The 22173-nt window shown below is 29.6% G+C and carries 24 protein-coding genes; 21 read left to right on the top strand and 3 right to left on the bottom strand.

Features of this window, described 5'->3' with window-relative positions; all coding sequences use genetic code 11:
- The first annotated feature begins 205 nt into the window (after positions 1-205).
- Positions 206-952 carry a LytR/AlgR family response regulator transcription factor gene (locus ACWJJ2_RS10360; protein ID WP_216303208.1) on the top strand — a complete coding sequence of 249 codons (747 nt, stop codon included), beginning with the start codon at positions 206-208 and terminating at the stop codon, positions 950-952.
- 167 nt (positions 953-1119) lie between these two features.
- On the top strand, positions 1120-2256 hold the full coding sequence (locus tag ACWJJ2_RS10355; protein ID WP_462953230.1) for a sensor histidine kinase: 1137 nt from the start codon (positions 1120-1122) through the stop codon (positions 2254-2256).
- Between the two features lie 4 nt (positions 2257-2260).
- On the opposite strand, the gene ACWJJ2_RS10350 is transcribed toward ACWJJ2_RS10355, so the two are convergent.
- Complete coding sequence (locus tag ACWJJ2_RS10350; RefSeq protein ID WP_216303207.1) at positions 2261-2416, bottom strand: AgrD family cyclic lactone autoinducer peptide; 156 nt, start codon at positions 2414-2416, stop codon at positions 2261-2263.
- Complete coding sequence (locus ACWJJ2_RS10345; RefSeq protein WP_216303206.1) at positions 2400-3002, bottom strand: accessory gene regulator B family protein; 603 nt, start codon at positions 3000-3002, stop codon at positions 2400-2402. The genes ACWJJ2_RS10350 and ACWJJ2_RS10345 overlap by 17 nt, the downstream gene beginning before the upstream one ends.
- A 278-nt stretch (positions 3003-3280) precedes the next feature.
- Here ACWJJ2_RS10345 and ACWJJ2_RS10340 point away from each other — a divergent pair, with 278 nt between their 5' ends.
- From ACWJJ2_RS10340 to ACWJJ2_RS10320, 5 genes are all read left to right on the top strand, one after another.
- Complete coding sequence (locus ACWJJ2_RS10340) at positions 3281-5554, top strand: peptidase domain-containing ABC transporter (RefSeq protein ID WP_216303205.1); 2274 nt, start codon at positions 3281-3283, stop codon at positions 5552-5554.
- On the top strand, positions 5541-6038 hold the full coding sequence (locus ACWJJ2_RS10335) for a hypothetical protein (RefSeq protein WP_216303204.1): 498 nt from the start codon (positions 5541-5543) through the stop codon (positions 6036-6038). Before ACWJJ2_RS10340 ends, ACWJJ2_RS10335 begins: the two co-directional genes overlap by 14 nt.
- Positions 6025-7134: an HlyD family secretion protein gene (locus ACWJJ2_RS10330; protein ID WP_462953229.1), complete on the top strand. Its 1110-nt coding sequence runs from the start codon at positions 6025-6027 to the stop codon at positions 7132-7134. Before ACWJJ2_RS10335 ends, ACWJJ2_RS10330 begins: the two co-directional genes overlap by 14 nt.
- Positions 7135-7315: 181 nt before the next feature.
- Entirely contained in the window at positions 7316-7663 is a 348-nt protein-coding gene (locus ACWJJ2_RS10325) for a hypothetical protein (RefSeq protein WP_216303202.1), read from the top strand.
- Positions 7664-7819: 156 nt separating this feature from the next.
- Entirely contained in the window at positions 7820-8665 is an 846-nt protein-coding gene (locus tag ACWJJ2_RS10320; protein ID WP_462953228.1) for a hypothetical protein, read from the top strand.
- A 476-nt stretch (positions 8666-9141) separates the two neighbouring features.
- Here ACWJJ2_RS10320 and ACWJJ2_RS10315 read toward each other — a convergent pair whose 3' ends face one another.
- A complete protein-coding gene (locus tag ACWJJ2_RS10315) occupies positions 9142-9336 on the bottom strand; it encodes a helix-turn-helix transcriptional regulator (protein WP_216303235.1) in 195 nt (64 codons plus the stop codon).
- Positions 9337-9491: 155 nt separating this feature from the next.
- Between ACWJJ2_RS10315 and ACWJJ2_RS10310 the strand changes: the two genes are divergently transcribed.
- The 14 genes from ACWJJ2_RS10310 to ACWJJ2_RS10245 all read left to right on the top strand — a co-directional run bounded on the left by ACWJJ2_RS10310 (position 9492) and on the right by ACWJJ2_RS10245 (position 22033).
- A complete protein-coding gene (locus ACWJJ2_RS10310) occupies positions 9492-10712 on the top strand; it encodes an HlyD family secretion protein (RefSeq protein ID WP_253198193.1) in 1221 nt (406 codons plus the stop codon).
- Positions 10713-10820: 108 nt separating this feature from the next.
- The gene (locus tag ACWJJ2_RS10305; RefSeq protein WP_462953227.1) at positions 10821-11210 is read left to right on the top strand and encodes a hypothetical protein; all 390 of its coding nucleotides are present in this window, start codon (positions 10821-10823) and stop codon (positions 11208-11210) included.
- 155 nt (positions 11211-11365) lie between these two features.
- Positions 11366-11554, top strand: a complete 189-nt coding sequence (locus tag ACWJJ2_RS10300) for a hypothetical protein (RefSeq protein WP_216303199.1) — start codon at positions 11366-11368, stop codon at positions 11552-11554.
- 125 nt (positions 11555-11679) lie between these two features.
- Positions 11680-12810 carry a site-2 protease family protein gene (locus ACWJJ2_RS10295; RefSeq protein WP_216303198.1) on the top strand — a complete coding sequence of 377 codons (1131 nt, stop codon included), beginning with the start codon at positions 11680-11682 and terminating at the stop codon, positions 12808-12810.
- A 39-nt stretch (positions 12811-12849) separates the two neighbouring features.
- A complete protein-coding gene (locus tag ACWJJ2_RS10290; RefSeq protein ID WP_216303197.1) occupies positions 12850-13056 on the top strand; it encodes a hypothetical protein in 207 nt (68 codons plus the stop codon).
- 380 nt (positions 13057-13436) lie between these two features.
- Positions 13437-14543 (top strand): M50 family metallopeptidase, encoded by a 1107-nt coding sequence (locus tag ACWJJ2_RS10285; RefSeq protein WP_268064018.1) that lies wholly within the window; start codon positions 13437-13439, stop codon positions 14541-14543.
- Between the two features lie 89 nt (positions 14544-14632).
- On the top strand, positions 14633-14956 hold the full coding sequence (locus ACWJJ2_RS10280) for a hypothetical protein (RefSeq protein ID WP_216303195.1): 324 nt from the start codon (positions 14633-14635) through the stop codon (positions 14954-14956).
- A gap of 466 nt (positions 14957-15422) precedes the next feature.
- Positions 15423-15602 (top strand): hypothetical protein, encoded by a 180-nt coding sequence (locus tag ACWJJ2_RS10275; protein WP_216303194.1) that lies wholly within the window; start codon positions 15423-15425, stop codon positions 15600-15602.
- A gap of 170 nt (positions 15603-15772) precedes the next feature.
- The gene (locus tag ACWJJ2_RS10270; RefSeq protein WP_216303193.1) at positions 15773-16570 is read left to right on the top strand and encodes an alpha/beta hydrolase; all 798 of its coding nucleotides are present in this window, start codon (positions 15773-15775) and stop codon (positions 16568-16570) included.
- 236 nt (positions 16571-16806) lie between these two features.
- Positions 16807-17070: a TM1266 family iron-only hydrogenase system putative regulator gene (locus tag ACWJJ2_RS10265; protein WP_216303192.1), complete on the top strand. Its 264-nt coding sequence runs from the start codon at positions 16807-16809 to the stop codon at positions 17068-17070.
- A gap of 73 nt (positions 17071-17143) precedes the next feature.
- Complete coding sequence (gene hydG, locus ACWJJ2_RS10260) at positions 17144-18562, top strand: [FeFe] hydrogenase H-cluster radical SAM maturase HydG (protein WP_220286755.1); 1419 nt, start codon at positions 17144-17146, stop codon at positions 18560-18562.
- 303 nt (positions 18563-18865) lie between these two features.
- Positions 18866-20311: an FAD-dependent oxidoreductase gene (locus ACWJJ2_RS10255; RefSeq protein ID WP_462953226.1), complete on the top strand. Its 1446-nt coding sequence runs from the start codon at positions 18866-18868 to the stop codon at positions 20309-20311.
- Positions 20312-20451: 140 nt separating this feature from the next.
- Positions 20452-21513 (top strand): IS30 family transposase, encoded by a 1062-nt coding sequence (locus tag ACWJJ2_RS10250; RefSeq protein ID WP_462953225.1) that lies wholly within the window; start codon positions 20452-20454, stop codon positions 21511-21513.
- A 157-nt stretch (positions 21514-21670) separates the two neighbouring features.
- Entirely contained in the window at positions 21671-22033 is a 363-nt protein-coding gene (locus tag ACWJJ2_RS10245) for a Na-translocating system protein MpsC family protein (RefSeq protein WP_216303189.1), read from the top strand.
- Positions 22034-22173: the final 140 nt, after the last annotated feature.

Raw genomic sequence — 22173 nt, 5'->3', positions numbered from 1 at the left:
ATTAATATAATAAACTAATTTCTTTTAAAAAAGATAAGTAATCATTAATTATTATTGATTACTCATCTTTTTTATTTTGATATTAATTTCTATTATTTTAAGAAATATTTATCTTAGAATAAGAGCTGAAGAATAACTTAGGATGAAAAATTAAAGGGAAATATACATGAACTAATAGAAAAAACTAAAACGAAGGCGGTTTTTTATGATTGATATTATAATATGTGATGATTGTTCAAATACATTAGAGAAAATAAAAAATATAGTGGAGCAGTTTTATAATGAAAGTAGCTTTAAGAAGTTTAATATAAAAACTTTTAATAATTCAGAGGATACTATTACATATACTAAAAATAATTATGGTAAGAAAAAAATATATATTTTGGATATCGACTTGAATGAAGAAATAAATGGATTGTCATTAGGTGGAAAAATAAGGAGATTGGATGAGTATAAAAGTGAAATGATTTTTGTGACAAATCACATACAAATGGCATTTAAAGTTTTTCAGTATAAACTAAGAGTTTTAGAGTTTATTGATAAAAATTATAATATTGATAAACAGTTAAAAGAAAGTATTTTAATTGCAACGAAAATATTAAACAAGAATAAGGAAGAAATTGAAGAAAAATCATTGCAAATTAAGTTTGGAATTCAAATTTTTAATATACCATTAAAAGATATTGTTTGCCTTGAAACAATAAAAAGCACTAAGAAAATACTACTTTATAAAGCTAATAATAGACTAGAGTTTTATGGCACTTTAAAAGGAGTGAAAAATTCTTTAGATAGTAATTTTATTCAGGTACACAAGACTACTATAGTAAATAAAAATTACATAAAAAGTATAAATAAAGAACCTGGCAATCCTTATTTAGAATTAGATAATAATATTCAATGTTATATTTCTAAGAATGGGTTAAAAGAGGTGATTGAGCGGTGTACATGCTAGTAGATCTGTTTTTGTTGAATTTATCTTTTTATACCTTCTTGTATATTGCGTATAAACTAAGCAAATGTAAAATGCATATAAAAAAGAAGAATATTTTGATTATATTCTTTTTATCAATATTTTATTATTATTTGCTTAAATGGAGCTTTTTTAATAAATTTAAGATATTGGTCACTTTTATATTTATAACAATCATTATTATAAATGTAATTGATAATAAAATTCTTGAGCTAATTAAAATAAGTTTTATTATTTTATTGATAACTATAATTTCTGAATTAGAAATTACAATCATTATGCTTAGTTGTACTAAAATATCGTTAAATGATATATCTACAAATTACATGATTAAATTTATTGTAAATATTCTAATTTATATTAACGCTATTTTTACAATAAATTCTAGAGAGGTTATAACTAAATTATTTAAAACTAAAAAAGAGGTTATTATTAATAGTGCAATAATAAATATTATTTTTTTTATTGGGATGACAATCATGCTATTATTTAATTATTCATTGATTAATCAACATTTTAATGAATATTTTAATAAAAAAATATTTGGAGTTCTTATTATTGTAATTTGTTCTTTGGTTATCGCTAAAATTTTCCTGATAATAAATTACACATTAAATAAACAAATTAGAATGATGCAAATTAAAGAAAAAGAATATGATAGATTAAAATTATATTCAGAAATTACTGAAAGTTTAGTAGATGATATAGCAAAGTTTAAACATGACTATAATAATATTATTTTTATGATGAATGGATATATTGAAAATAATGATTTTGATGGATTAAGAAAACATTTTTCAAAAGAAATATTTAATCAACATAATATTTATGACTATTTTAAACTGAAAAAAATTAAAGAACCTGGATTTAAAGGGTTATTGGCAGCTAAAATGTCACAAATAGTAAAAGACGGTATAAATATATCGTTGGAAATTTTAAATGATATAGAGGTATTATATGTTGATACATTTGATTTATGTAGAATAATAGGAATACTTCTTGATAATGCTCGAGAGGCTGTAAAAAAATGTGATGAAAAAATTATAGCTATATCTATTGTTCAAGATGGTCCATTAAATATAACAATATTAAATAGTTATAATGATAAAGTAAATATAAATAACATATATCAAAAAGGCTATTCATCTAAAGGTGAGAATAGAGGAATAGGTTTAAGTAATGTAAGGAATATAATAAATGAAAAGTACCCTAATGTTCTACTAAATACACATATTGAAAATCATATGTTTATACAAGATTTATGTATTGAAACTAAAGCTAAGTAATAATTTACTTAGCTTTAGTTTTATTTAATAATGCTTTAGGCATTTTAGGTTCTTCTAAAGTTATACATAAACATGCTTGTGTAGATGTATGTGCTATTTTAGTAGATAGATCACTAATTTTAGTTGCTATAATTCTAGACAATTTAGCGGTAGTATTCATAATTATTATACCTCCTATTAAGTAATTTATAAGTAAGTGGTGATATAAGAATTCCTTCGATATATAGAACATAAATAAATATATTAGAAAAAAAAGTATCATCCACACTTATAGAAATAATAAAATAAATAATTGCTATAAGTATACTTTTTAACTTTAGATTCTTCCTGATTAAAGGATCTAAATAAGGTTTTTCTTCAGTATCGGCTGGTGCATACTTAAAGTATATGTACATAATTAGTAAAAAACATATTAGTCTAGTTATTATGGTTATATTTAAATATAAAGACAAATACACTGAACCCAATATAGTCACCATAGTAGATATTAGGCAAGTATAACTATGGCGAGCATGAATTCCTGAGGCAAAACCCCTTACAATGCTAAATATTATTAAAGTACACACAGTATATTTTAATATACCTAATAGATATCCTACACCTAAAATAATAGGAAATTTGGTGAGGTTCATAAACAAGACTTCTATTCCATATTGAATGATTTCTAAATCTTCTTCTGTTTTATCAGGTAATACTTTTTTTATGTGATTTGATATTTTAGTGCTAAACATTTTAGATACATTCATTTCTATTCATCCTTATATATTTTTGTATATTTTGTAGTAATAATACTTTGGAATATTATAAAGGAAATATCAATAGATTATCCTTTAACTGAACAAAAATTGCATTAAACAGTATATTTATATAAAAAATTCAATAAAATGCATGAATCGACCTGTTCAAGGAATAAGTATTTACTCTTATTAGTTTGAAATGTATCATTCTAGTTGAGCAAACATTTCGGTCGAAATTTTAGTGAAGAAAAAAACTATTTATAATTTCTAATAAAGGGGATAAATAATTGGGGTACAAAAGATATTTAGTTAAACAACTGGATGCAACTGATTGTGCAGCAGCATGTCTTGCTACTGCATGTATGTATTATAAAAAGGAAATTACAATAACAAAACTTAGAGACATTTTAGGTACGGATATTAAAGGGACAACTCTTAAGGGGTTAGAAGATGGTGCTAAAAAACTTGGATTTGATACTAAAGCCATTAGAGTTGATAAGGAAGGCTTTGTGAGTAAGTACACATTGCCAGTAATAGCTCACCTAATTACAAAGGATGGTCTTAGTCACTTTGTAATAGTTCATAAGATAAAAAAGGACAATGTTACAATACTCGATCCTGCAAAAGGTGTAATTAAAAAAACTATCGATGAATTTTTTAAAGAATTTGATGGAGTGCTTCTTTTACTTATACCAAACCATGAGTTTAGCGTAAAAAAAGATAAAAAAGAGAGTATGCTTTTAAAGTTTGTAAGTATACTTTTGCCACAAAAATCTTTATTCATATATACCATAATAGCTTCTGTAATATTAACAATGCTTGGAATTGCGTCTTCGTTTTTCAACAAAATTTTGATGGATGAAATTCTTCCATATAGTTTAAAAAATCAACTTATAACTTTTACCATAGGATTTTTAGTAATTGGCATAACTCAGATATTAATATCTGCTATAAGGCAACAAATGCTTTTATATTTATCACAGAAAATTAGTATTTCATTATTGTTAGGGTATTTCAGACATGTATACAAATTGCCTATGAAATTTTTTGCATCAAGAAAGGTAGGAGATATTCTCACGAGATTTAGGGATGCTACTACTATACAAGATATATTAACATCCGTTTCATTGTCACTGATTATGGATGTTACCTTAGCGTTAGTTTCTGCAGTAGTACTATATATAATGAATCAAACGTTGTTTATAGTTGTTTTGATTCTTACAATTGTTAGTGCAGCACTTATATATATATTTAAAAGACCATACAAAATAATTAATCTTGCGCAAATGGAGTCAGAAGCAAGGCTAAGTAGCCATATTATTGAAAGTTTAAAAGGAATAGAAACAATAAAGGTTAATGCAGCTGAAGAAAAGTCTTTAGAAAAGTTAGAAAGTGAGTATGTAAAAAATCTTAGAATTGGGTTCAAAACGGGAGTACTCTCTAATATACAAGGCTCAATATCCTCAGCAATATCAACTATAGGAAATTTAGTGCTTATGTTTTTGGGAGCAACAATGGTAATAGACGGGAAAACTACTTTGGGAAGTTTAATGGCGTTTACTTCATTATCAAGTTATTTTATGGGACCAATAGGAAGACTAGTAGGTCTTCAGCTTAGTATACAAGAGGCAGGAATATCTCTTAAGAGAATATCAGAGATATATGAAGTAGAAAAAGAACAGAATGAGGATGAAGAAGACAAAATTAAAATAGATAAAATAAGTGGCGATATAGAACTCAACAATATTACCTTTAGGTATGGCAGTAGAGTACCTGTTTTAAAGAATCTAAGTATAAAAATACCAGCGGGGAAAAAGGTTGCTTTAGTTGGTGAGTCTGGTAGTGGGAAAAGTACCATATCGAAGCTGCTTTTAAAATACTACTCACCAGAGGAAGGTAATATAAATATAGCTGGCTATGATATAGAAGAGCTTGATTTATATGATTTAAGAAGGCAAATAGCCTATGTACCTCAAAATATAGAATTGTTCTCTGGTAATATAAAAGAAAATGTAACACTCGGTAAAGAAAGTTTCACCTATGAGGATATTAAGGTTGCCTGCGAAAGTGCAGGATGTAGCTCATTTATAGAAAAGCTTCCAGGTAAATATGATACATTTTTAGAGGAAGCAGGCGGAGGCTTATCAGGAGGTGAAAGGCAGAGGATAGCTCTTGCCAGAGCATTTATAAAGAAAGCTAACTTTTTAATACTGGATGAAGCTACAAGTAATTTGGACTTTATAAGTGAAGCAAAAATATACAATACTCTCTTTGTAAAAGGTAAGAATACGACAATGCTAATTATCGCACATAGACTCTCCACCATAAGAAATTGCGACATAATTTATGTTATGGATAAGGGAAATGTAGTGGAGCAGGGAAGCCATGATGAACTTTTAAATGAAAAAGGATATTATTACAGGCTTTATATAAGTCAAGTTGGAGAAATAGAAAAATTAGATGAGACTATAATAGTAAAGGATATTGAAAAAGAAACAAATGATGAAACATTAGATACTAAAAAAGTTACTAAGGATGGTGAAGAGTATGAGTATAACTGAAAAAATAGTAGTAAAAGAAAATAAAATCCTGAAATTAAACAATGTACTTATAAGAGAAGTGAGTCAAAACGAACTTATAGATATAAACAAAATTACATATATGATGGATAGTTATATAAAGTCAAAGGGGAATTCTACAGTGGGTCCAATGATTAATTATTCATTTGTGGAGGGTGATGAAAATGGGCAGGCTAAAATAACAATAAAGCTTATGATACAGCTAAAAAATTCAATCCATAATATAGAAAAACCTTATGAATTAAAGAATCAAATAAGAGTAACAAATTGCTTGTTTGCAAGGTTTACTGAAAAAGAAGAAAATCTTCAGTATGCTTATTCAAAATTAGGATTATTCGCCTTCGAAAATGATATGAAATTAAGAGGCGATAGCTACACGGTTTTCGTAGGTAAAAATGAAGAAGGAATTGTGGCAGATGTATTTATGGAGCTAAAACAAGGAGTAGATGAGCTTGAAGGTATATAATCTAAACGAATTAACTGACAGTAGGGTTCTTTATGATAAAAATCCTCCCAAATTCATGATATACATAATTGCGCTAGTTACAGTACTTTTAGTAATGTTTTTGGTATGGGCAAATAAATCAGCTAAAACTTATATGGTAAAAGGCCAAGGAATAGTAACTACAGAAAATAAGTCGCAGATTATGGCTGCTGTATCTGGTTCAATAGTAGATGTAAGTGCATTAGAAGGTAAGGAAGTAAAAGCTGGGGATGTACTTTTCACCTTAAATCCAGTAGAACCAAATCTGCAATCAGGACAAGCAGAGGATCAAATTGTACTGTTTAATAAGAGAATAGCATTACTTATAAGGGCAGAAAATGATGCTACTAACCAAACAAATACATTTGAAAAATATGATGATGAAAAAGAGTTTTATAACAAATTAAGAAACGGCTACATAAAAAGAAAAGAATTTGTAGTAGACGAAGAGGCTTTAAAAAAACGGGGAGCTACAGATGATGAGATAAAAGAATATAAAAGGACACAAAAAATTAAATTGGATGGAAATTACTACGATACGATTTTACAATTCACTACTGAAAGAACGCAGCTAGAACTCGAGAGAGATAAACTTGAAGTTCAAAAGGTCGCCCTAGGAAAAAGTGCAAAAGAATATAAAGTTGTTGCACCAAAGGATGGTAAACTACATTTAAGTACCACTGTCACAAAGGGAATGGTGCTGCAAGCTGGAAATGTACTGGGTAGCATAACTAACAATAAAGAAGAATTAATAATAGAAACTTTACTACCATCTAGTGAAAGGCCAAGGATACACGAAGGTGACGAAGTTGCAGTTGCTGTAGCGGGATTAAACCAAGCAGAGTATGGCACTATTAAGGGAAAGGTTTTAAATATAGATGGAGATGCTACTATAGATAGCGAAAAAGGGAATGTATATTTCAAGGTTAAAGTAAAACTTGATAAAAATTACCTTGCAGATAAAAAGGGAGAAAAGTTTAACCTTACACTAGGTATGGTTACAGAGACAAGAGTTAAGTATGAAAAAATAACTTATATGAAATACTTTATGGAACAAATTGGGATAAAACTTACTTAGTTTTCGTGTAATAAATCAAAAGGTAATTATATTATGTAAATTAACCAATAAATACTCAGACAAAGTATACTAAAGTCTTCTTAGATTAAAGTCGAAGTGTAAAATGCTTATATTATGTAGCAAAACAATAACTTGTATTTAGTAGAAAAATGTAATATATAATTTAGGGGGGAAATATACAATGATAATGAGTTTAGAATTACCAGTTAGTTACGTTGGTATTGATAGAGAAGAAATGGAATATATAGATGGAGGCGTATACCTAAATCCAACACAAGTTAAAGGTGTAGTTATGTCGATAGGTTGTGCTGGTGTTTCAGCAGCTTCTATACCTGTTATAACAGCTGGCATATATAGTATAGCAGGTACTATGGCAGCAACTATTCCAGGAGCAGGATGGATTACTGGAGCATTATTAGCTGCGAATGCTACTCAATTTGCATGGGCATGTGTTAATGCAGTAATTAAAAATCAAGGTATTGCTATTAATACAGGTTTTCCAACAGGGTTGACTTTTAAAGTTTGCTAATAATTAAGGCTGCATAAAAAAATTAGTAATTAACACTTCGACTTTAATCTAAGAGGATTTTATTACTTTTGTATTAGTTATGATAAACAAAAATTATTGAGATACATCTAAATACCTATGTCAAAAAAACTAATTATAAAAATGGGAGTAGATTAAATGAAAAAGTCTGTTAAGCTATTAATGCTATTAAATTTAATGAGTTATATAAGTAATTTTGCATTTGCATTTATATATTCATACAACAAAATAGCATTACAAAGTAATTTAAGAATAGAAGTAATGTGGGTATTGTCACCATTTGTATTTTTAGTAGTTACATCATTTATACTAGCTACTGATAACAAAGAAGAATATAAAATATTTAAAATAGAGGCAATAATCGATTGGTTTATAAGAGTTGCATCATGTTATGTTACTTTTCAATTTACTTTTCAATTTTTATCATCAAAGTATATTATTCAACAAGTCGTATTAGCCTCATTACTAATTATTAATATATATTTGGAATGTAAAATGTATAAAAAAGCAAAAATACATATAATTATAAAAAAAGAAAACATGGAAGTTGAAATAATATTTGAAGCAGAAAAACAAAATATTGAAGGAATGGGTAAAGTAACAACTATTGGGATGAGTTCACTTTTTGTATTTGCGGGTTTGGGGATGGGTATAACACAAATACAACAGATTGATATTAAATTACTAAGAGGAATTATTGTATTTATTTCAATTTATGTGTTTGTATGGTTTTTAATTACTAATTATAGAAAGTGTTATTTATTTTATTTAGATAAATCTTTAGCAAAGAGAATTTTTGTTAGAGATGCATTATACGCATCTCTTGGATATATAATAGTTTTAATAGCTGCATTCGGATTTTTTGGAATCGGTTCTTTGCTTGAATCTATAGCTACGTTTGGTGGGTTTTTATTACTATATCCAACAATACGTACAGATAGAAAAATAGCACTTAGATTTAACAAAGTTAAAGAGAAATTATAATTAGTAAGATTAAACTCAAGATAGGGTGGTATGATATGTTCAAAAGCAGCAAAAAGACGGTTATTAGCGTTCTATCCACTTAAAAGCGGGTACAGCAGACATACGTGCAAAAATGAGCCACATCGTGGATGATATTTCCACAATGTGGTTTTTTAAGCACTTTATTCAAAACACCCAAAATACATATTAATAATATATTTTGTCCCCTAATATACCTTTTGGCGGGATAGGCAAAACATTGGAGCAATAATATACTGTATAGTGATTATAGATAAAAAACTTTAATCGACTTTAAATAGCATTATTTTACAAAAAAATAATGGATTAATTTTTTGCCTATAGAAAGAGTATACACAAAATAATTTACACGCCCTACGCTCCCGTAAATGTAATTATTTTACTTTATAGGGCTGTAATCACGTAGTTTTTTGTCTAATAAATTACATTTGTTTTTTATATTAGATTTATTTTTCTTTTTAACTTTCAAGTATAAATAATTTTTCTACCGTAGTGTTTAATAGTTTAGCAAGGTTCATAGCTAATTCCAGAGTAGGATTATACTTTTCATTTTCAATCGCATTAACGGTTTGCCTTGTAACACCAAGCGCAGTTGCTATGTCCTCCTGTCTAAATCCAAGTTGTTTTCTTAATCCTCTTATATTATTTTTCATCTTTTCCAAGTTTCCATTTCAAAAAATATTGAATTCCTATAATGGGTAGTGCTAGCAAGGCGTAAACTTACAACGCTAAGCTAGTTATTTACAATTAGATTGCATATATGATGGATAGTTATATAAAGTCAAAGGGGAATTCTGAAGTGGGTCCAATGATTAATTACTCATTTGTGGAGGGTGATGAAAATGGACAGGCTAAAATAACAATAAAGCTTATGATACAGCTAAAAAATTCAATCCATAATATAGAAAAACCCTATCAATTAAAGAATCAAATAAGGGTAACAAATTGCTTGTTTGCAAGATTTACTGAAAAAGAAGAAAATCTTCAGTATGCTTATTCAAAATTAGGACTATTCGCTTTTGAAAATGATATGAAATTAAAAGGTGACAGCTACACGGTTTTTGTGGATAAAAATGAAGAAGGAATAGTGACTACAGAAAATAAGTCGCAAATTATGGTGGCTGTATCTGGAGCAGTAGTCAATGTAAATGCATTAGAAGGTAAAGAAGTAAAAGCTGGGGATGTACTTTTTACCTTAAATCCAGTAGAGTCCAATTTGCAATCAGGACAAGCAGAGGATCAAATTGTACTGCTTAATAAGAGAATAGCATTACTTATAAGGGCAGAAAATGATGCCACTAACCAAACAAATACATTTGAAAAATATGATGATGAAAAAGAGTTTTATAACAAATTAAGAAACGGCTACATAAAAAGAAAAGAATTCATAGTAGATGAAGAGGCTTTAAAAAAGCAGGGTGGTACAGATGATCAGATAAAAGATTATAAAAAGACACAAAAAATAAAATTAGATGGAAATTACTACGATACGATTTTACAATTCACTACTGAAAGAACGCAGCTAGAACTTGAGAAAGATAAACTTGAAATTCAAAAAGTTGCCCTGGGAAAGAGTGCAAAAGAATACAAAGTTGTTGCGCCAAAGGATGGTAAGATTCATTTAAGTGCTACGATCACAAAAGGAATGGTTTTGCAAGCTGGAAATGTACTTGGAAGCATAACTGGTAAGGAAGAGGAATTAATGATAGAAACTTTACTGCCTTCAAATGAAAGGCCGCGGATACATATAGGTGACGAAGTTGCAGTTGCTGTAGCGGGATTAAACCAAGCAGAGTATGGCACTATTAAGGGAAAGGTTTTGAATATAGATGCAGATGCTACTATAGATAGCGAAAAAGGGAATGTATATTTCAAGGCTAAAGTAAAACTTGATAAAAATTACCTTGCAGATAAAAAAGGAGAAAAGGTTAACATTACACTAGGTATGGTTACGGAAACTAGAGTTAAGTATGAAAAAATAACTTATATGAAGTACTTCATGGAACAGATTGGAATAAAACTTAATTAGCTATTTTAGGTGTCAGCAAGTGCCTTTGATATAAATACTGCAATTTAATGTAATTATTAATTGTAGTAAACAGTTAAAATATTATAATAATGGGAAGGGGATTAAAAAATGAGTGAAATGGTTTTAAGAATGCCAAGTAGTTATGTTGAGGTTGAGAGAGATGAGATGGAGTATGTTGATGGGGGATGGTTAGGAGTTGATGTTATGCCAGTTTGGGTAGCTGGAGCAGCTTTTAATACAGCAATAGGTCTTGCTGTTGGTGGAGTTGGAGTAGGAGCTATCTCATCATATATTAGAAAGGTAGGATTTAGTGAGGCAAAAAAAATATTTAATAGGAGTATTAAAACCAAATTACTTTCTATTGGTGCTGGAGCACTAGCAGGTGGCCTTGGTCGTGCAGTAGATTTTGCAATAAATGCCGCTGATATTGGAAACACTGTTGCAAAATACTTAGATAATCATGATTCAAAACCAGGAAACGGTTGGTTATCAATATAAATTTTATAATATAGTAAAAAAATAAGTATTACGAGCTTTAACATTGTATCTTGGTACACTTAATAGTGCATAACAAAATATTAATGTTGAAGCTCGATTATACACAATGTGAGATATAAAAAGTATAGTTTTAAAATTATAAGGAGATGATTTATATGAAAGTCACAAAAGGAAAAGTAATTACTTGTATAAAGTTTTCAGTGTCACTTTGTTTTTTTAATTTTTTGTTTGACTATTTTTTCAGACCATCAAATATAAGTTTAGCAAGAAATATTTCTGTTGCAGTTGGTGTTGCAGTAGGGGTGGTTTTCTATAGCACAATTTTTGATAAAAAGGCAAACTGATATATATATTACTAAAAATTGGAGTATAATAATATTTATATAAAATTTAAGAAGGTGTATATGATAATTAAAAAGAAAAATATAAAATTAATATATATTAGGTTGCCATGTGGAGATTTCATATTATGAATATAAGTAATAAAAAAATAATGGGTCTTGTTTCATTTTTTGTAGGTATAGATATATTAATAATATTAACAGCGTTATGTAAAATTAAAAACTTATCTATTGATATTGAAAGTGTTCACAAATACAGTATATTAATATTATTAGTTTTATTATTAAGTTGTATTTATATCGATATAATAATTCATGAATTAGGTCACTTTATAGCTGGAAAATTAGTTGGATTTAAATTCTATTCTTTTACTATTTTTCCGTTTGAAATAAGAAATCAAAATCAAAAAGTCATTTTTCAAATCACTGGCAATTATGGGTTATTAGGTTCGTGTATGATGTATCCCAAGACTTTTAGTAAATTATTTAAAGAGTTATTAATATATTATCTTGGAGGCATAGGTTTGAACTTTATATTTATAATTGCATATTTATTTTTGATAATTTATAAGGTACCTAACATGAATAATATTTTCATAAAAATATTTTTTTGTTTTTTATTAATTATTAGTGAATTTAATTTAATTAAAAATGTTATACCAAGTAAAGTTAATGGAATGAAAACAGATGGCTCAAATGTATTGACTATAATAAACCCATCAGATTCCAATGATATTGATTTAATGGAAATGGTAATATCATTGCAACTTTTTTGTGGTATTAGACCAAGGGATATAAATTTTAAAGTACTAAATAATCGAAATATATTTAGTGATAAAAGCTTTCACGAATATATAAGCTTATATTATTTTTATTATTACCTAGATAGTGGAAATTTTGATAAAGCCCAAGTATGTATAGGTATAATTGAAGAAAATATTGATGAATATACTAAGGATGTAAGGCTAGATGTAATGTGTGAAATTTTATATTCTTATTGTTATATTAAAAAAGATATCAACAAATCAAAAGAAATATATACACAAATTTCACAAGTACTTTTAAATGATAAAAGTATTGGTGGTTTTCGAATACAAATGGCATATGAACTTTATATTAAAAAAGATATTGTAAAGGCTTTAGAATTTGGGCAGAGTGGATTAAGTTTAGTTAATCAGGATGAAGTAAAAGGAATAGATATTTTTGAAAAAGCTGAAATAGAAAGAATGATTGAACGGATCTCCAATTATAGTAATTAGCAAACAGAAGGCATACACCGTGATAGAGTAGTTATTACTGTGGCAGGAATGGAAGGTGACTTAGGGTGGATGGGTATGAAACTAGATAAAGAATATTATGTGATAGTGTCTATAATAGTATTTGTATGTGGTCTTATTATTAGTACTTATAATTTATATAATTTTACTGGATTTTTAATAATATTGCTACCGAGTACTATATTTAATGTTAGTTGGCATTGGTATCATAATGATAAAGGAGAATGATGTAGAACACTTAGGGAGCAGTTGTGATTTAAAGTGTATATGCTTTTATGTTAAGAGGTGGTCTGCTTTATGAGAAAAAGATAATCAGGCTAATAACTAAAGGTGGTTGCCAAGGATGTAGGTGATTAACATCTTGATTTAAGAGAGAAATAATGTCTCTCATCTGAATGCCCAAATTAAGTAACTTTAGCTCAAATAATTTAGACAAATGGAGCTAATTTGGTTTGTGACTAAATAGTAACTATAGTTAATAGATTTCAATTTTAGTATTATTTAATTTTTGGGGGGGGGAATCAATTAATTACATAAATAATAATATATTTCATAGAAAATTCAGATTCACTAAAATAATAATTAATGTTATTATACTAATAATCTTAATGAAGGGTGCGTATAAAACCAATTTATATAACATAGTTTTAGGTAAAGTGAATTTAAAAAATGATTACATGTTGAATAGAATGGTAATGTATTTTATTGTGGGAATTTTAATCTACTTTGTTTCAATTTTTATGCATGAATTAGGTCATTATTTAATGAGTAAATTAGTATGTATAAAGTTGAAATTATTTGTTGTAGGGCCAATCATATATATGAATGATAAAAAAAGAAAGATTTTTAGATTCAGATTATCAGGTCCACTTATCAGCGGGGGATTCATTTTACCAGAAATTAATGATGAGATTAATGATAAAAAAAGTCTCTTGTCATATACAAACCAATATATAAAGATATTATATGGGGGACCGATATTTACATTTGTAATTATTCTCATTTCATCCCTGTTTATAATAGAAAATAAATTTACTGTGATTTGTATGATTTTATTAATTGTAAATTGGTCAATTTTTATAACTATATTTTATAGCAGCATTAGTGTATATGGTGACTATTGTTTAATTGATTTACTCAAAAGAAAGCCTGAGTTTGTTATATTAATGTTTTCTATTCAATTCTCATCTGAATATCCAATTAATAATTTTATAGTTGAAGAATCTGAGCTGTTTGTGGACAAAATTTTGTCCAAGTGTGAATATAATAATATGGTCGTAGCACTAATAAACAGAATTATTGATCAAAAGATAATAAATGGAGAGAATTTAAGTATTCAGTGTATTAAATTTAAAGAATGGATTTTTAATTATTACTTTAAGTCTTCAAAAGGAAATATAATGTTTGATGCTAAAATTATAAAAGTTGCTTATAAATTCCTTCTGCATGAATACTCTTTAACAAAATATGAACTTAAATTAGATAATTATAAAAGTTTTGATAAGTTTTTAACCTTAAATAATTATAATACATTTAAATATTTTGCCATGATAAACGAAAGTTTAAGAGGATTATTTAGTGACGGTACTGGTTTTGATAAAAAATACAAGGAATATATTTGTGATGCGGGACAAATACTTTCAAAATGTAGTAACTATAAAAATTTGTTAGAAGATATTATGAAGAAATTAGGAGGCTGTGAGAAAAGTCTGTAAAATACAGCTTTCTATGCTAAAAATAATAGCTCCTAAATGAAACAAATTTTTTTGTTTTACTTTGGCCATACGGATATCTCGCTTGATTGTTGCCAAAGAAGAAACTTTATATTTCATTGATAGCTAATTATAAAAAGTGTGATTTATTTTATTTAGATAAATCTTTAGCAAAGAGAATTTTTGTTAGAGACGCTTTGTATGCATCTCTTGGATATATATTAGTTCTTATATCTGCATTTGGATTTTTTGGAATAGGTACTTTGCTTGAATCTGCGGTTATATTGATTGGAATTTTATTACTATATCCAACAATATGTACTGATAGAAAAATAGGACTTAGATATACAAAAGTTAAAGATATTTTAGGTGAAAATTTTTATTTGTATTTTAATTGTAAAGAAAATAATTTGTAGCAAGGTGAAGAATGCGACTACGACTCCTTTTTTACGGTATTGTTTTATAAAAAAAGATTAACAGATGTAGATTTGTTGGTACCTACAAAAAAACTTGGTGATAGCTGTGGGAAAACTGCTGAAGTATAGTTAAATATACTTTAGTGGTTTTATCGTCGTTGTGGCTGAAGGAAAGCCTTAGAAAAGTTAGAAACAGAGTATGTAAGAAATCTTGAAATTGGATTTAAAACAGGAGGAGGATTAAGATGCGTTATATGCATCGCTTGGATATATAATAGTTTTTATGTCTGTATTTGGATTTTTTTGAATCGATTCTTTGCTTGAATCTATAGTTACGTTTGGTAGGATTTTATTACTATATCCAACAATACGTACCGATAGAAAAATGGCGCTTAGATTTAACAAAGTTAAGGATAAATTATAATTAGTCTGCTCTTTCACTAAATTAAGTTTTTAAGGAGGATTTATGACTAAGAAAATGAAACTTGTAAGCTACATCGTAATGCAGTCTTTCATATTATTAGCTGCATTTTTAATAATACTTTTATCATTAAAGTATAATTTATCAATGATGATACCATTGATAATGATTATAATTGCACAAATACCAGTTTTTATATTTTTATTTAGTAAAAATACTAAATAAAAATAGAGGGACTGTCATACTGAATTAGTGGTAGACTTTCATTATTACGCTTAAGATAAAAAAGTAGAGGAAAACGTCATTACATTCATTCCTCTATTTTAAACTATTCGAAATATAGTGTATATAGTATTATACTAATACTAAAAATACTTTAGAGGAGGGGATAAAAAATGGCATTTTTACAAGTGAACTTTGCTTCAAAAGCCTTAAAAAGAGATGTTACTTTCAATGCTCTTATACCAATTGATACAATAGAAATACAGGAGGAAGAAATAATTAAGAAAAAACCAATGAAAGCGCTGTATCTCTTGCATGGGTTAGCTGGAAATTACACTGATTGGGTTTGTAGTAGTAAAATTGAGGAACTATCTTTAAGACACAATATCGCAGTGTTTATGCCCTCTGGAGAAAATAATTTTTATTTAGACGATGTTGATAAAGGCGAATTGTTTGGTGAGTTCGTTGGAAATGATTTAGTGGAATTTACACGCATGATATTTCCGTTATCAAGGAAAAGGGAAGATACATTTATAGGTGGGTTGTCTATGGGTGGATATGGAGCAATTCGAAATGGATTAAAATATTCTGACAATTTTAGCCGTATCATTGCATTATCTTCTGCTATAGTTACATACAATATTGCTGGAGCTTCTAGTGATTTTAAGGACGAAGTTCGTGACTATAAATTTTATACTAGAGTATTTGGTGATCTGAATCAACTTTTGGATAGTGATAAAGACCCAGAGGCACTTATTATTAAGTTGAAGAAGAAAAATGCTCTAATTCCTAAAATATATATGGCGTGCGGTACAAACGATTTTTTGTTAGAGGTAAATCATAAATACCGTGATTTTTTAATTTCAGAAAATATAGATGTAACATATGTAGAAAGTCCTGGCAGCCATACGTGGGATTTTTGGAATGAATATATTGAAAAAGGAATCAGATGGGCAGTTAAAAATAAGTAAATAAATTGTTGTATTGCTTTTTACTATCAGGAGTGGTACGGTTAGATTGATTTTAAATTAACAAAGTTATCGTTCTGAATGCACGAGGGTTCGTCCCGAATGAGAAGGCGAGAGAATAGTTGGAATGTTCCAAAGAACATATCTTTATTGGTTGTACCTTTGGTTTCGACGTACTATCCTTGTGCCTTTTCGGGTGCAGGGGTTTTTTTTATTGTTTAAAAGAAAGGAGGTTGCCAATGGAAACAAGAATTGCTCTAATTGGAATTATCGTTGAAAACACAGATGCTGCTCCAAAGCTTAACTCTATTCTCCACGAATATAGAGAATACATAGTAGGAAGAATGGGAGTACCCTATCTGAAACGCCATATTTCGGTAATAAGTATCGTTGTGGATGCGCCGAATGATGTTATCAGCGCCCTGTCAGGTAAGCTTGGAATGCTACCAAATGTAAACACCAAAACGATTTATTCCAAGGCGCCACCTATAGCAAAGCAGTAAACGAATGATTAAATCAAGGTCTATAAGGGTTTGACCATTTATAAATAATAAATATTAAAAAGGGGTTTATGCTATGTATGATAATAAGTCTAAAAATGCAACTGAGTTTATTGATGACGGTGAAATTCTATCTACCATTTCTTATGCTCGAGAAAACAAAAGAAATCGTGAGCTAATTGATAGCCTGATAGAACGTGCAAAAGACTGTAAGGGTCTAACACACAGGGAGGCTGCAGTACTTCTCGAATGTGATTTGGAAGATGAAAAAGAAAAAATGTTCAAACTGGCAAAAGAGATTAAGCAGAAGTTTTATGGCAATCGTATTGTTATTTTTGCTCCACTATATCTTTCGAACTATTGCGTAAATGGTTGTGTGTATTGTCCATATCACGCTAAAAATAAAACAATATCCCGTAAAAAACTTACGCAAGAAGAAATAGCACAAGAGGTCAAAGCACTTCAGGATATGGGACACAAGCGATTGGCTTTAGAATCAGGAGAAGACCCTGTGAACAATCCAATTGAATATATCCTTGAAAGTATAAAGACCATTTATAGTATTAAGCATAAAAATGGAGATATCCGCCGTGTCAATGTCAATATTGCTGCAACTACAGTGGAAGAATATAAGAAACTTAAGGATGCGGGCATCGGTACCTACATACTTTTCCAGGAAACGTATAACAAAAAAAATTATGAGGAGTTGCACCCAACAGGACCAAAGCACAACTATGAATATCATACGCAGGCTATGGATCGTGCCATGGAGGCTGGTATTGATGATGTGGGGATCGGAGTTTTATTCGGTTTAAATATGTACCGTTATGACTTTGTTGGACTACTCATGCATGCAGAGCATTTAGAGGCAGCCATGGGTGTGGGTCCACATACAATTAGTGTTCCTCGAATATGCCCTGCTGATGATATTGACCCAAATACGTTTTCAAATTCAATCTCGGATGAGATGTTCGAAAAAATTGTGGCTATTATTCGTATCGCTGTTCCATACACTGGCATGATTGTATCAACCCGTGAATCGAAAATAACACGTGAGCGTGTCTTGGAACTGGGTATATCTCAGGTAAGCGGAGGCTCATGCACCAGCGTTGGCGGATATGCGCAGACAGAAACGGAAGAAGATAACTCGAAGCAATTTGAAGTAACTGACACTCGTAAATTGGATGAAATTGTAAACTGGCTTTTGGAATTTGGGTATATTCCAAGCTTTTGCACCGCCTGTTATAGAGAAGGGCGTACAGGTGATCGTTTCATGAGTCTTGTGAAATCAGGTCAAATTGGAAACTGCTGTCAGCCGAACGCACTAATGACACTTAAAGAATATTTGGAGGATTATGCTTCACTTGATACCAAAAAAAAGGGCGAGATGGTAATTGAAAATGAGATTCCTAATATAAAAAATGAAAAGGTTCGTACAATTGCAATAGAGCATTTAAAAGAACTTAAGGAAGGGAAGCGAGATTTCCGTTTCTGATATTACAAATTAACATTTAAACATAACCATAATCATAAAATACAGTAAAGGTGTGTGTCAAAGTAATTGACACATGCTTTTTACGTTCTCGCATTAAGTAAAATTTATTTAATAGCTCAGCAACTATAAAATTACATCGCATTTATTTTTATAAACAACATACACGGCGAAAACTAATAAATAAGAAAACGATTTTATTGAAAATATCTATTATAATGTAAATAATTATATTATAATAGATATTAACAAAGATTAAATATTAAAAGGTTTTAAATATTAATAATATGTTGAGGGGTGATATTTATGTATGATGTAATTATTATAGGAGCAGGAGTAGTAGGTGCAGCGATAGCAAGGGAACTTTCAAGATATAATCTAAAAATAGGCGTTTTAGAAAAAGAAGATGACGTTGCAACGAAAGCATCAAAAGCAAATAGTGGAATAGTTCATGGTGGATATGCTGCAAAGTACGGTACATTAAAAGGACGATTATGCGGAAAAGGAAACAAAATGTATAGAAGTCTTGAGGAAGAATTAAATTTTGGATACAGACAAACAGGAGCTTTAGTGATTGGATTTAATGAAGGTGACGAGAAAAAAATTACTGAGCTTTATGAAAATGGTCTAAAATTAGACTGTAATGATTTAGAGGTGATAAGAGGAGCGAGACTAAAAGGAATAGAGCCACACTTAAATAGTGAAGTAAAGGTAGCACTATATGCTAAAAGCGTAGGGGTAGCGTCTCCTTATGAATTTACAATTGCGTTAGTAGAAAATGCTATAACTAATGGCGTTGAACTTAAGCTTGAAAATGAAGTAATATCTATAGAAAAATTAGAAGATAAGTTTATTGTACATACTAACAAGGAGGATATTAAAGCAAGATATATTATAAATGCTGCGGGTTTGCATAGTGATAATATATCTAACATGGTAGGGATCGATGATTTTAAAATAACACCAAAGAGAGGCCAATATATTTTAATGGGAAAAGATCAAGGGCACCTTGTGAATACTGTTATTTTTCAAGTGCCTACAGATAAAGGGAAAGGGATATTAGTAACTACCACATATCATGGCAATTTTATGATAGGACCTAATGCAGAAGAAGTGAGTAATGGAGATGATGTGTCAACTACCGCTGAAACTTTAAAAGATGTCATTATGGCGGCTAGAAAGTCCATACCTGATTTTAATGTGAGAGGCGCATTAACTACTTTTTCAGGGATAAGAGCTAGTAGCAGTACGGGGGATTTTATCATTGAGGAAAGCAGAGTTAAAAGATTTATTAATGTGGCTGGGATAGATTCTCCGGGGCTTACATCATCGCCAGCAATTGCTGAGATGGTGGTAGAAATACTTAAGAATTCAGGAATGAATCTTGTGAAGAATAATAATTTTAATCCTTATAGAAAAGGAATAATAGTAAAAAAAGATAATAGTTTTGATGGAGAAGTTAATCATGAAGATAAATCAAAAAATATTATATGCAGATGTGAGCAGGTTACAGAGGCAGAGATTATAGATGCGCTTCATAGAAATATACCAATTAACTCTATAGATGCGATTAAAAGACGTACAAGAGCAGGAATGGGAACTTGCCAAGGGAATTTTTGTAAACCTAGAGTTAAGGCTATTATAGCAAGAGAACTGAATATTTGCGAAGATAAAGTGAACGTGCGAGGCAAAAGTGATTCTAAACCGCCTGTTAGAGCGGAAATAAATTTGATTAGGAAATTTGAATTTTAGCAAAGGATGATAAAGTAACAAACTACAACCTGGTAAGTTGTATAATGAAATGACCGAAGAGTAACAAAAAATAAAGACTCAAGAGAAATACTCTTGTATAATGTTAAGTGACTAAACCAACATATACGGGAGGATTTCAAATGAGTCAATTAGATTTTATCACACAGAGCAGAAAAGGTAAACACATAACATACGAGGAACGCATAAAGTTAGAAGCTTTACACAAAATGGGACTTAATTCAACTCGTATTGCGGAGCAAATAGGTGGGCGTTCAGAACGTACAATAAGGCGTGAAATTGCTAAAGGAATTGTAGAACTATTGAATAGTGACTTAACCACTCGCATGGAATATAGCGCAGAAATTGGGCAGTCAGAGCATGACAAACAAGGTACCGCTAAAGGTCCTGCATTAAAAATAGGAAAAGATCATAAATTGGTGAAGTACTTAGAAAAAGCTATTGGTATAGATGGCGAATCTCCGTATGCAGCTATTCAAAATATCACAAATAAAGATCTACAATTTGAAACAACTATTTGCTTCAAAACTGTGTATAACTATTTGGATAATAATTTGTTTTTAAATATAAGTAACAAAGATCTGCCTGTTAAAAAGAATGCTAAAAAGAGAAACTATAAAAAAATAAGATCAGCGTATAACAATACCAAAGGAACTAGCATATCGGAGAGACCTGCAGCGGTAGCTGCACGTGATGAGATAGGCCACTGGGAAATGGACACTGTAGTTGGCAAACAGGGTACAAAAACTGTCTTGATGGTGTTAAGTGAAAGAGTAACTCGTAAGGAGTTAGTCTTTAAAATACCATCTAAATCACAGGCGGCTGTCGTGAAAGAATTGGACAAATTGGAGCGTAAAATGGGAATGTTATTCTCGAAAACATTTAAAACAATCACCTGTGATAACGGCTGTGAGAACCTTGATTTCGAGGGTATTGAGAACTCAGTAAGAAATAAACGAAAGAGAACTAAAGTGTATTATGCTCACCCATATAGTTCATGGGAGCGAGGCACAAACGAAAATATCAATAAAATGATACGACGATTTATCCCAAAAGGTGTGGATATTTCAGCATTCTCTAAAAAACAAATTATGCGAATACAGCACTGGATCAACAATTATCCAAGAAGGATTTTCAACGGTTTATCTGCCAATATGATGGAACAGAAAACCATTACAACTTAACATTATATTTTTCTTGAAAATTTCGGACATTTTATATTGCAATCTACAACAAACTACAACCTTAAATATTATTATTTACAATTATCAATTGATATGCTAAAATTATTTATTATATCAAGACTCTGATTCTATTTATGATGATTTATGGAGGAGCTCAATGACAAAAGGACAAATTGAAGCGAAATTAAGCGAAGCAATTAGTAAATTTGAGATTGAACACATGGGTAGAGGCCCAGAAAAAATTCGGACAATCATATTTCAAGATTTAATAATAGTAAGACTTAAAGGATTTTTAAGTAAATCAGAAAAAAGCTTGGCTCGAAGCAAGGAAGGCGTCGATTTAATTAAAAGACTGAATATTGCTTTGTTTGAGAATGCAAGAGAAAATTTGGAAGAAACTATAAAATCTATAATTGATGTTAATATAGTAAGTACTTATTCTGATGTGAGTACCAAAACAGGTGAAAAAATTATAGCTATAATTGTAGACCAAGATATTGAAGAACGATTAATAAAATAATCATGGAAGACGCACTGAAGGGTCAATGACCAGTCAAGGGGTAAGCCAATAACAATAACTCTGAGTGAGGAGTTTTTGTTATTGGCTTTTTTATTGATTTTAATTTTAAAGGAGTATTATAAAAAACGAAGGGGATGATA

Source organism: Clostridium sp. CM039 (genome assembly GCF_055081075.1).
Note: the sequence above shows the minus strand (reverse complement) of the source record. Positions and strands in the feature narration are given on the sequence as shown.

What these genes read in the sequence shown, in the direction of transcription:
- ACWJJ2_RS10360 (WP_216303208.1), top strand. Translation starts at nt 206, where the DNA reads ATGATTGATATTATAATATGTGATGATTGTTCAAATACATTAGAGAAA.
- ACWJJ2_RS10350 (WP_216303207.1), bottom strand. Translation starts at nt 2,416, where the DNA reads ATGAATACTACCGCTAAATTGTCTAGAATTATAGCAACTAAAATTAGT.
- ACWJJ2_RS10345 (WP_216303206.1), bottom strand. Translation starts at nt 3,002, where the DNA reads ATGAATGTATCTAAAATGTTTAGCACTAAAATATCAAATCACATAAAA.
- ACWJJ2_RS10335 (WP_216303204.1), top strand. Translation starts at nt 5,541, where the DNA reads ATGAGTATAACTGAAAAAATAGTAGTAAAAGAAAATAAAATCCTGAAA.
- ACWJJ2_RS10325 (WP_216303202.1), top strand. Translation starts at nt 7,316, where the DNA reads ATGATAATGAGTTTAGAATTACCAGTTAGTTACGTTGGTATTGATAGA.
- ACWJJ2_RS10320 (WP_462953228.1), top strand. Translation starts at nt 7,820, where the DNA reads ATGAAAAAGTCTGTTAAGCTATTAATGCTATTAAATTTAATGAGTTAT.
- ACWJJ2_RS10315 (WP_216303235.1), bottom strand. Translation starts at nt 9,336, where the DNA reads ATGAAAAATAATATAAGAGGATTAAGAAAACAACTTGGATTTAGACAG.
- ACWJJ2_RS10310 (WP_253198193.1), top strand. Translation starts at nt 9,492, where the DNA reads ATGATTAATTACTCATTTGTGGAGGGTGATGAAAATGGACAGGCTAAA.
- ACWJJ2_RS10305 (WP_462953227.1), top strand. Translation starts at nt 10,821, where the DNA reads ATGAGTGAAATGGTTTTAAGAATGCCAAGTAGTTATGTTGAGGTTGAG.
- ACWJJ2_RS10300 (WP_216303199.1), top strand. Translation starts at nt 11,366, where the DNA reads ATGAAAGTCACAAAAGGAAAAGTAATTACTTGTATAAAGTTTTCAGTG.
- ACWJJ2_RS10295 (WP_216303198.1), top strand. Translation starts at nt 11,680, where the DNA reads ATGAATATAAGTAATAAAAAAATAATGGGTCTTGTTTCATTTTTTGTA.
- ACWJJ2_RS10285 (WP_268064018.1), top strand. Translation starts at nt 13,437, where the DNA reads ATGAAGGGTGCGTATAAAACCAATTTATATAACATAGTTTTAGGTAAA.
- ACWJJ2_RS10275 (WP_216303194.1), top strand. Translation starts at nt 15,423, where the DNA reads ATGACTAAGAAAATGAAACTTGTAAGCTACATCGTAATGCAGTCTTTC.
- ACWJJ2_RS10270 (WP_216303193.1), top strand. Translation starts at nt 15,773, where the DNA reads ATGGCATTTTTACAAGTGAACTTTGCTTCAAAAGCCTTAAAAAGAGAT.
- ACWJJ2_RS10265 (WP_216303192.1), top strand. Translation starts at nt 16,807, where the DNA reads ATGGAAACAAGAATTGCTCTAATTGGAATTATCGTTGAAAACACAGAT.
- hydG (WP_220286755.1), top strand. Translation starts at nt 17,144, where the DNA reads ATGTATGATAATAAGTCTAAAAATGCAACTGAGTTTATTGATGACGGT.
- ACWJJ2_RS10255 (WP_462953226.1), top strand. Translation starts at nt 18,866, where the DNA reads ATGTATGATGTAATTATTATAGGAGCAGGAGTAGTAGGTGCAGCGATA.
- ACWJJ2_RS10250 (WP_462953225.1), top strand. Translation starts at nt 20,452, where the DNA reads ATGAGTCAATTAGATTTTATCACACAGAGCAGAAAAGGTAAACACATA.
- ACWJJ2_RS10245 (WP_216303189.1), top strand. Translation starts at nt 21,671, where the DNA reads ATGACAAAAGGACAAATTGAAGCGAAATTAAGCGAAGCAATTAGTAAA.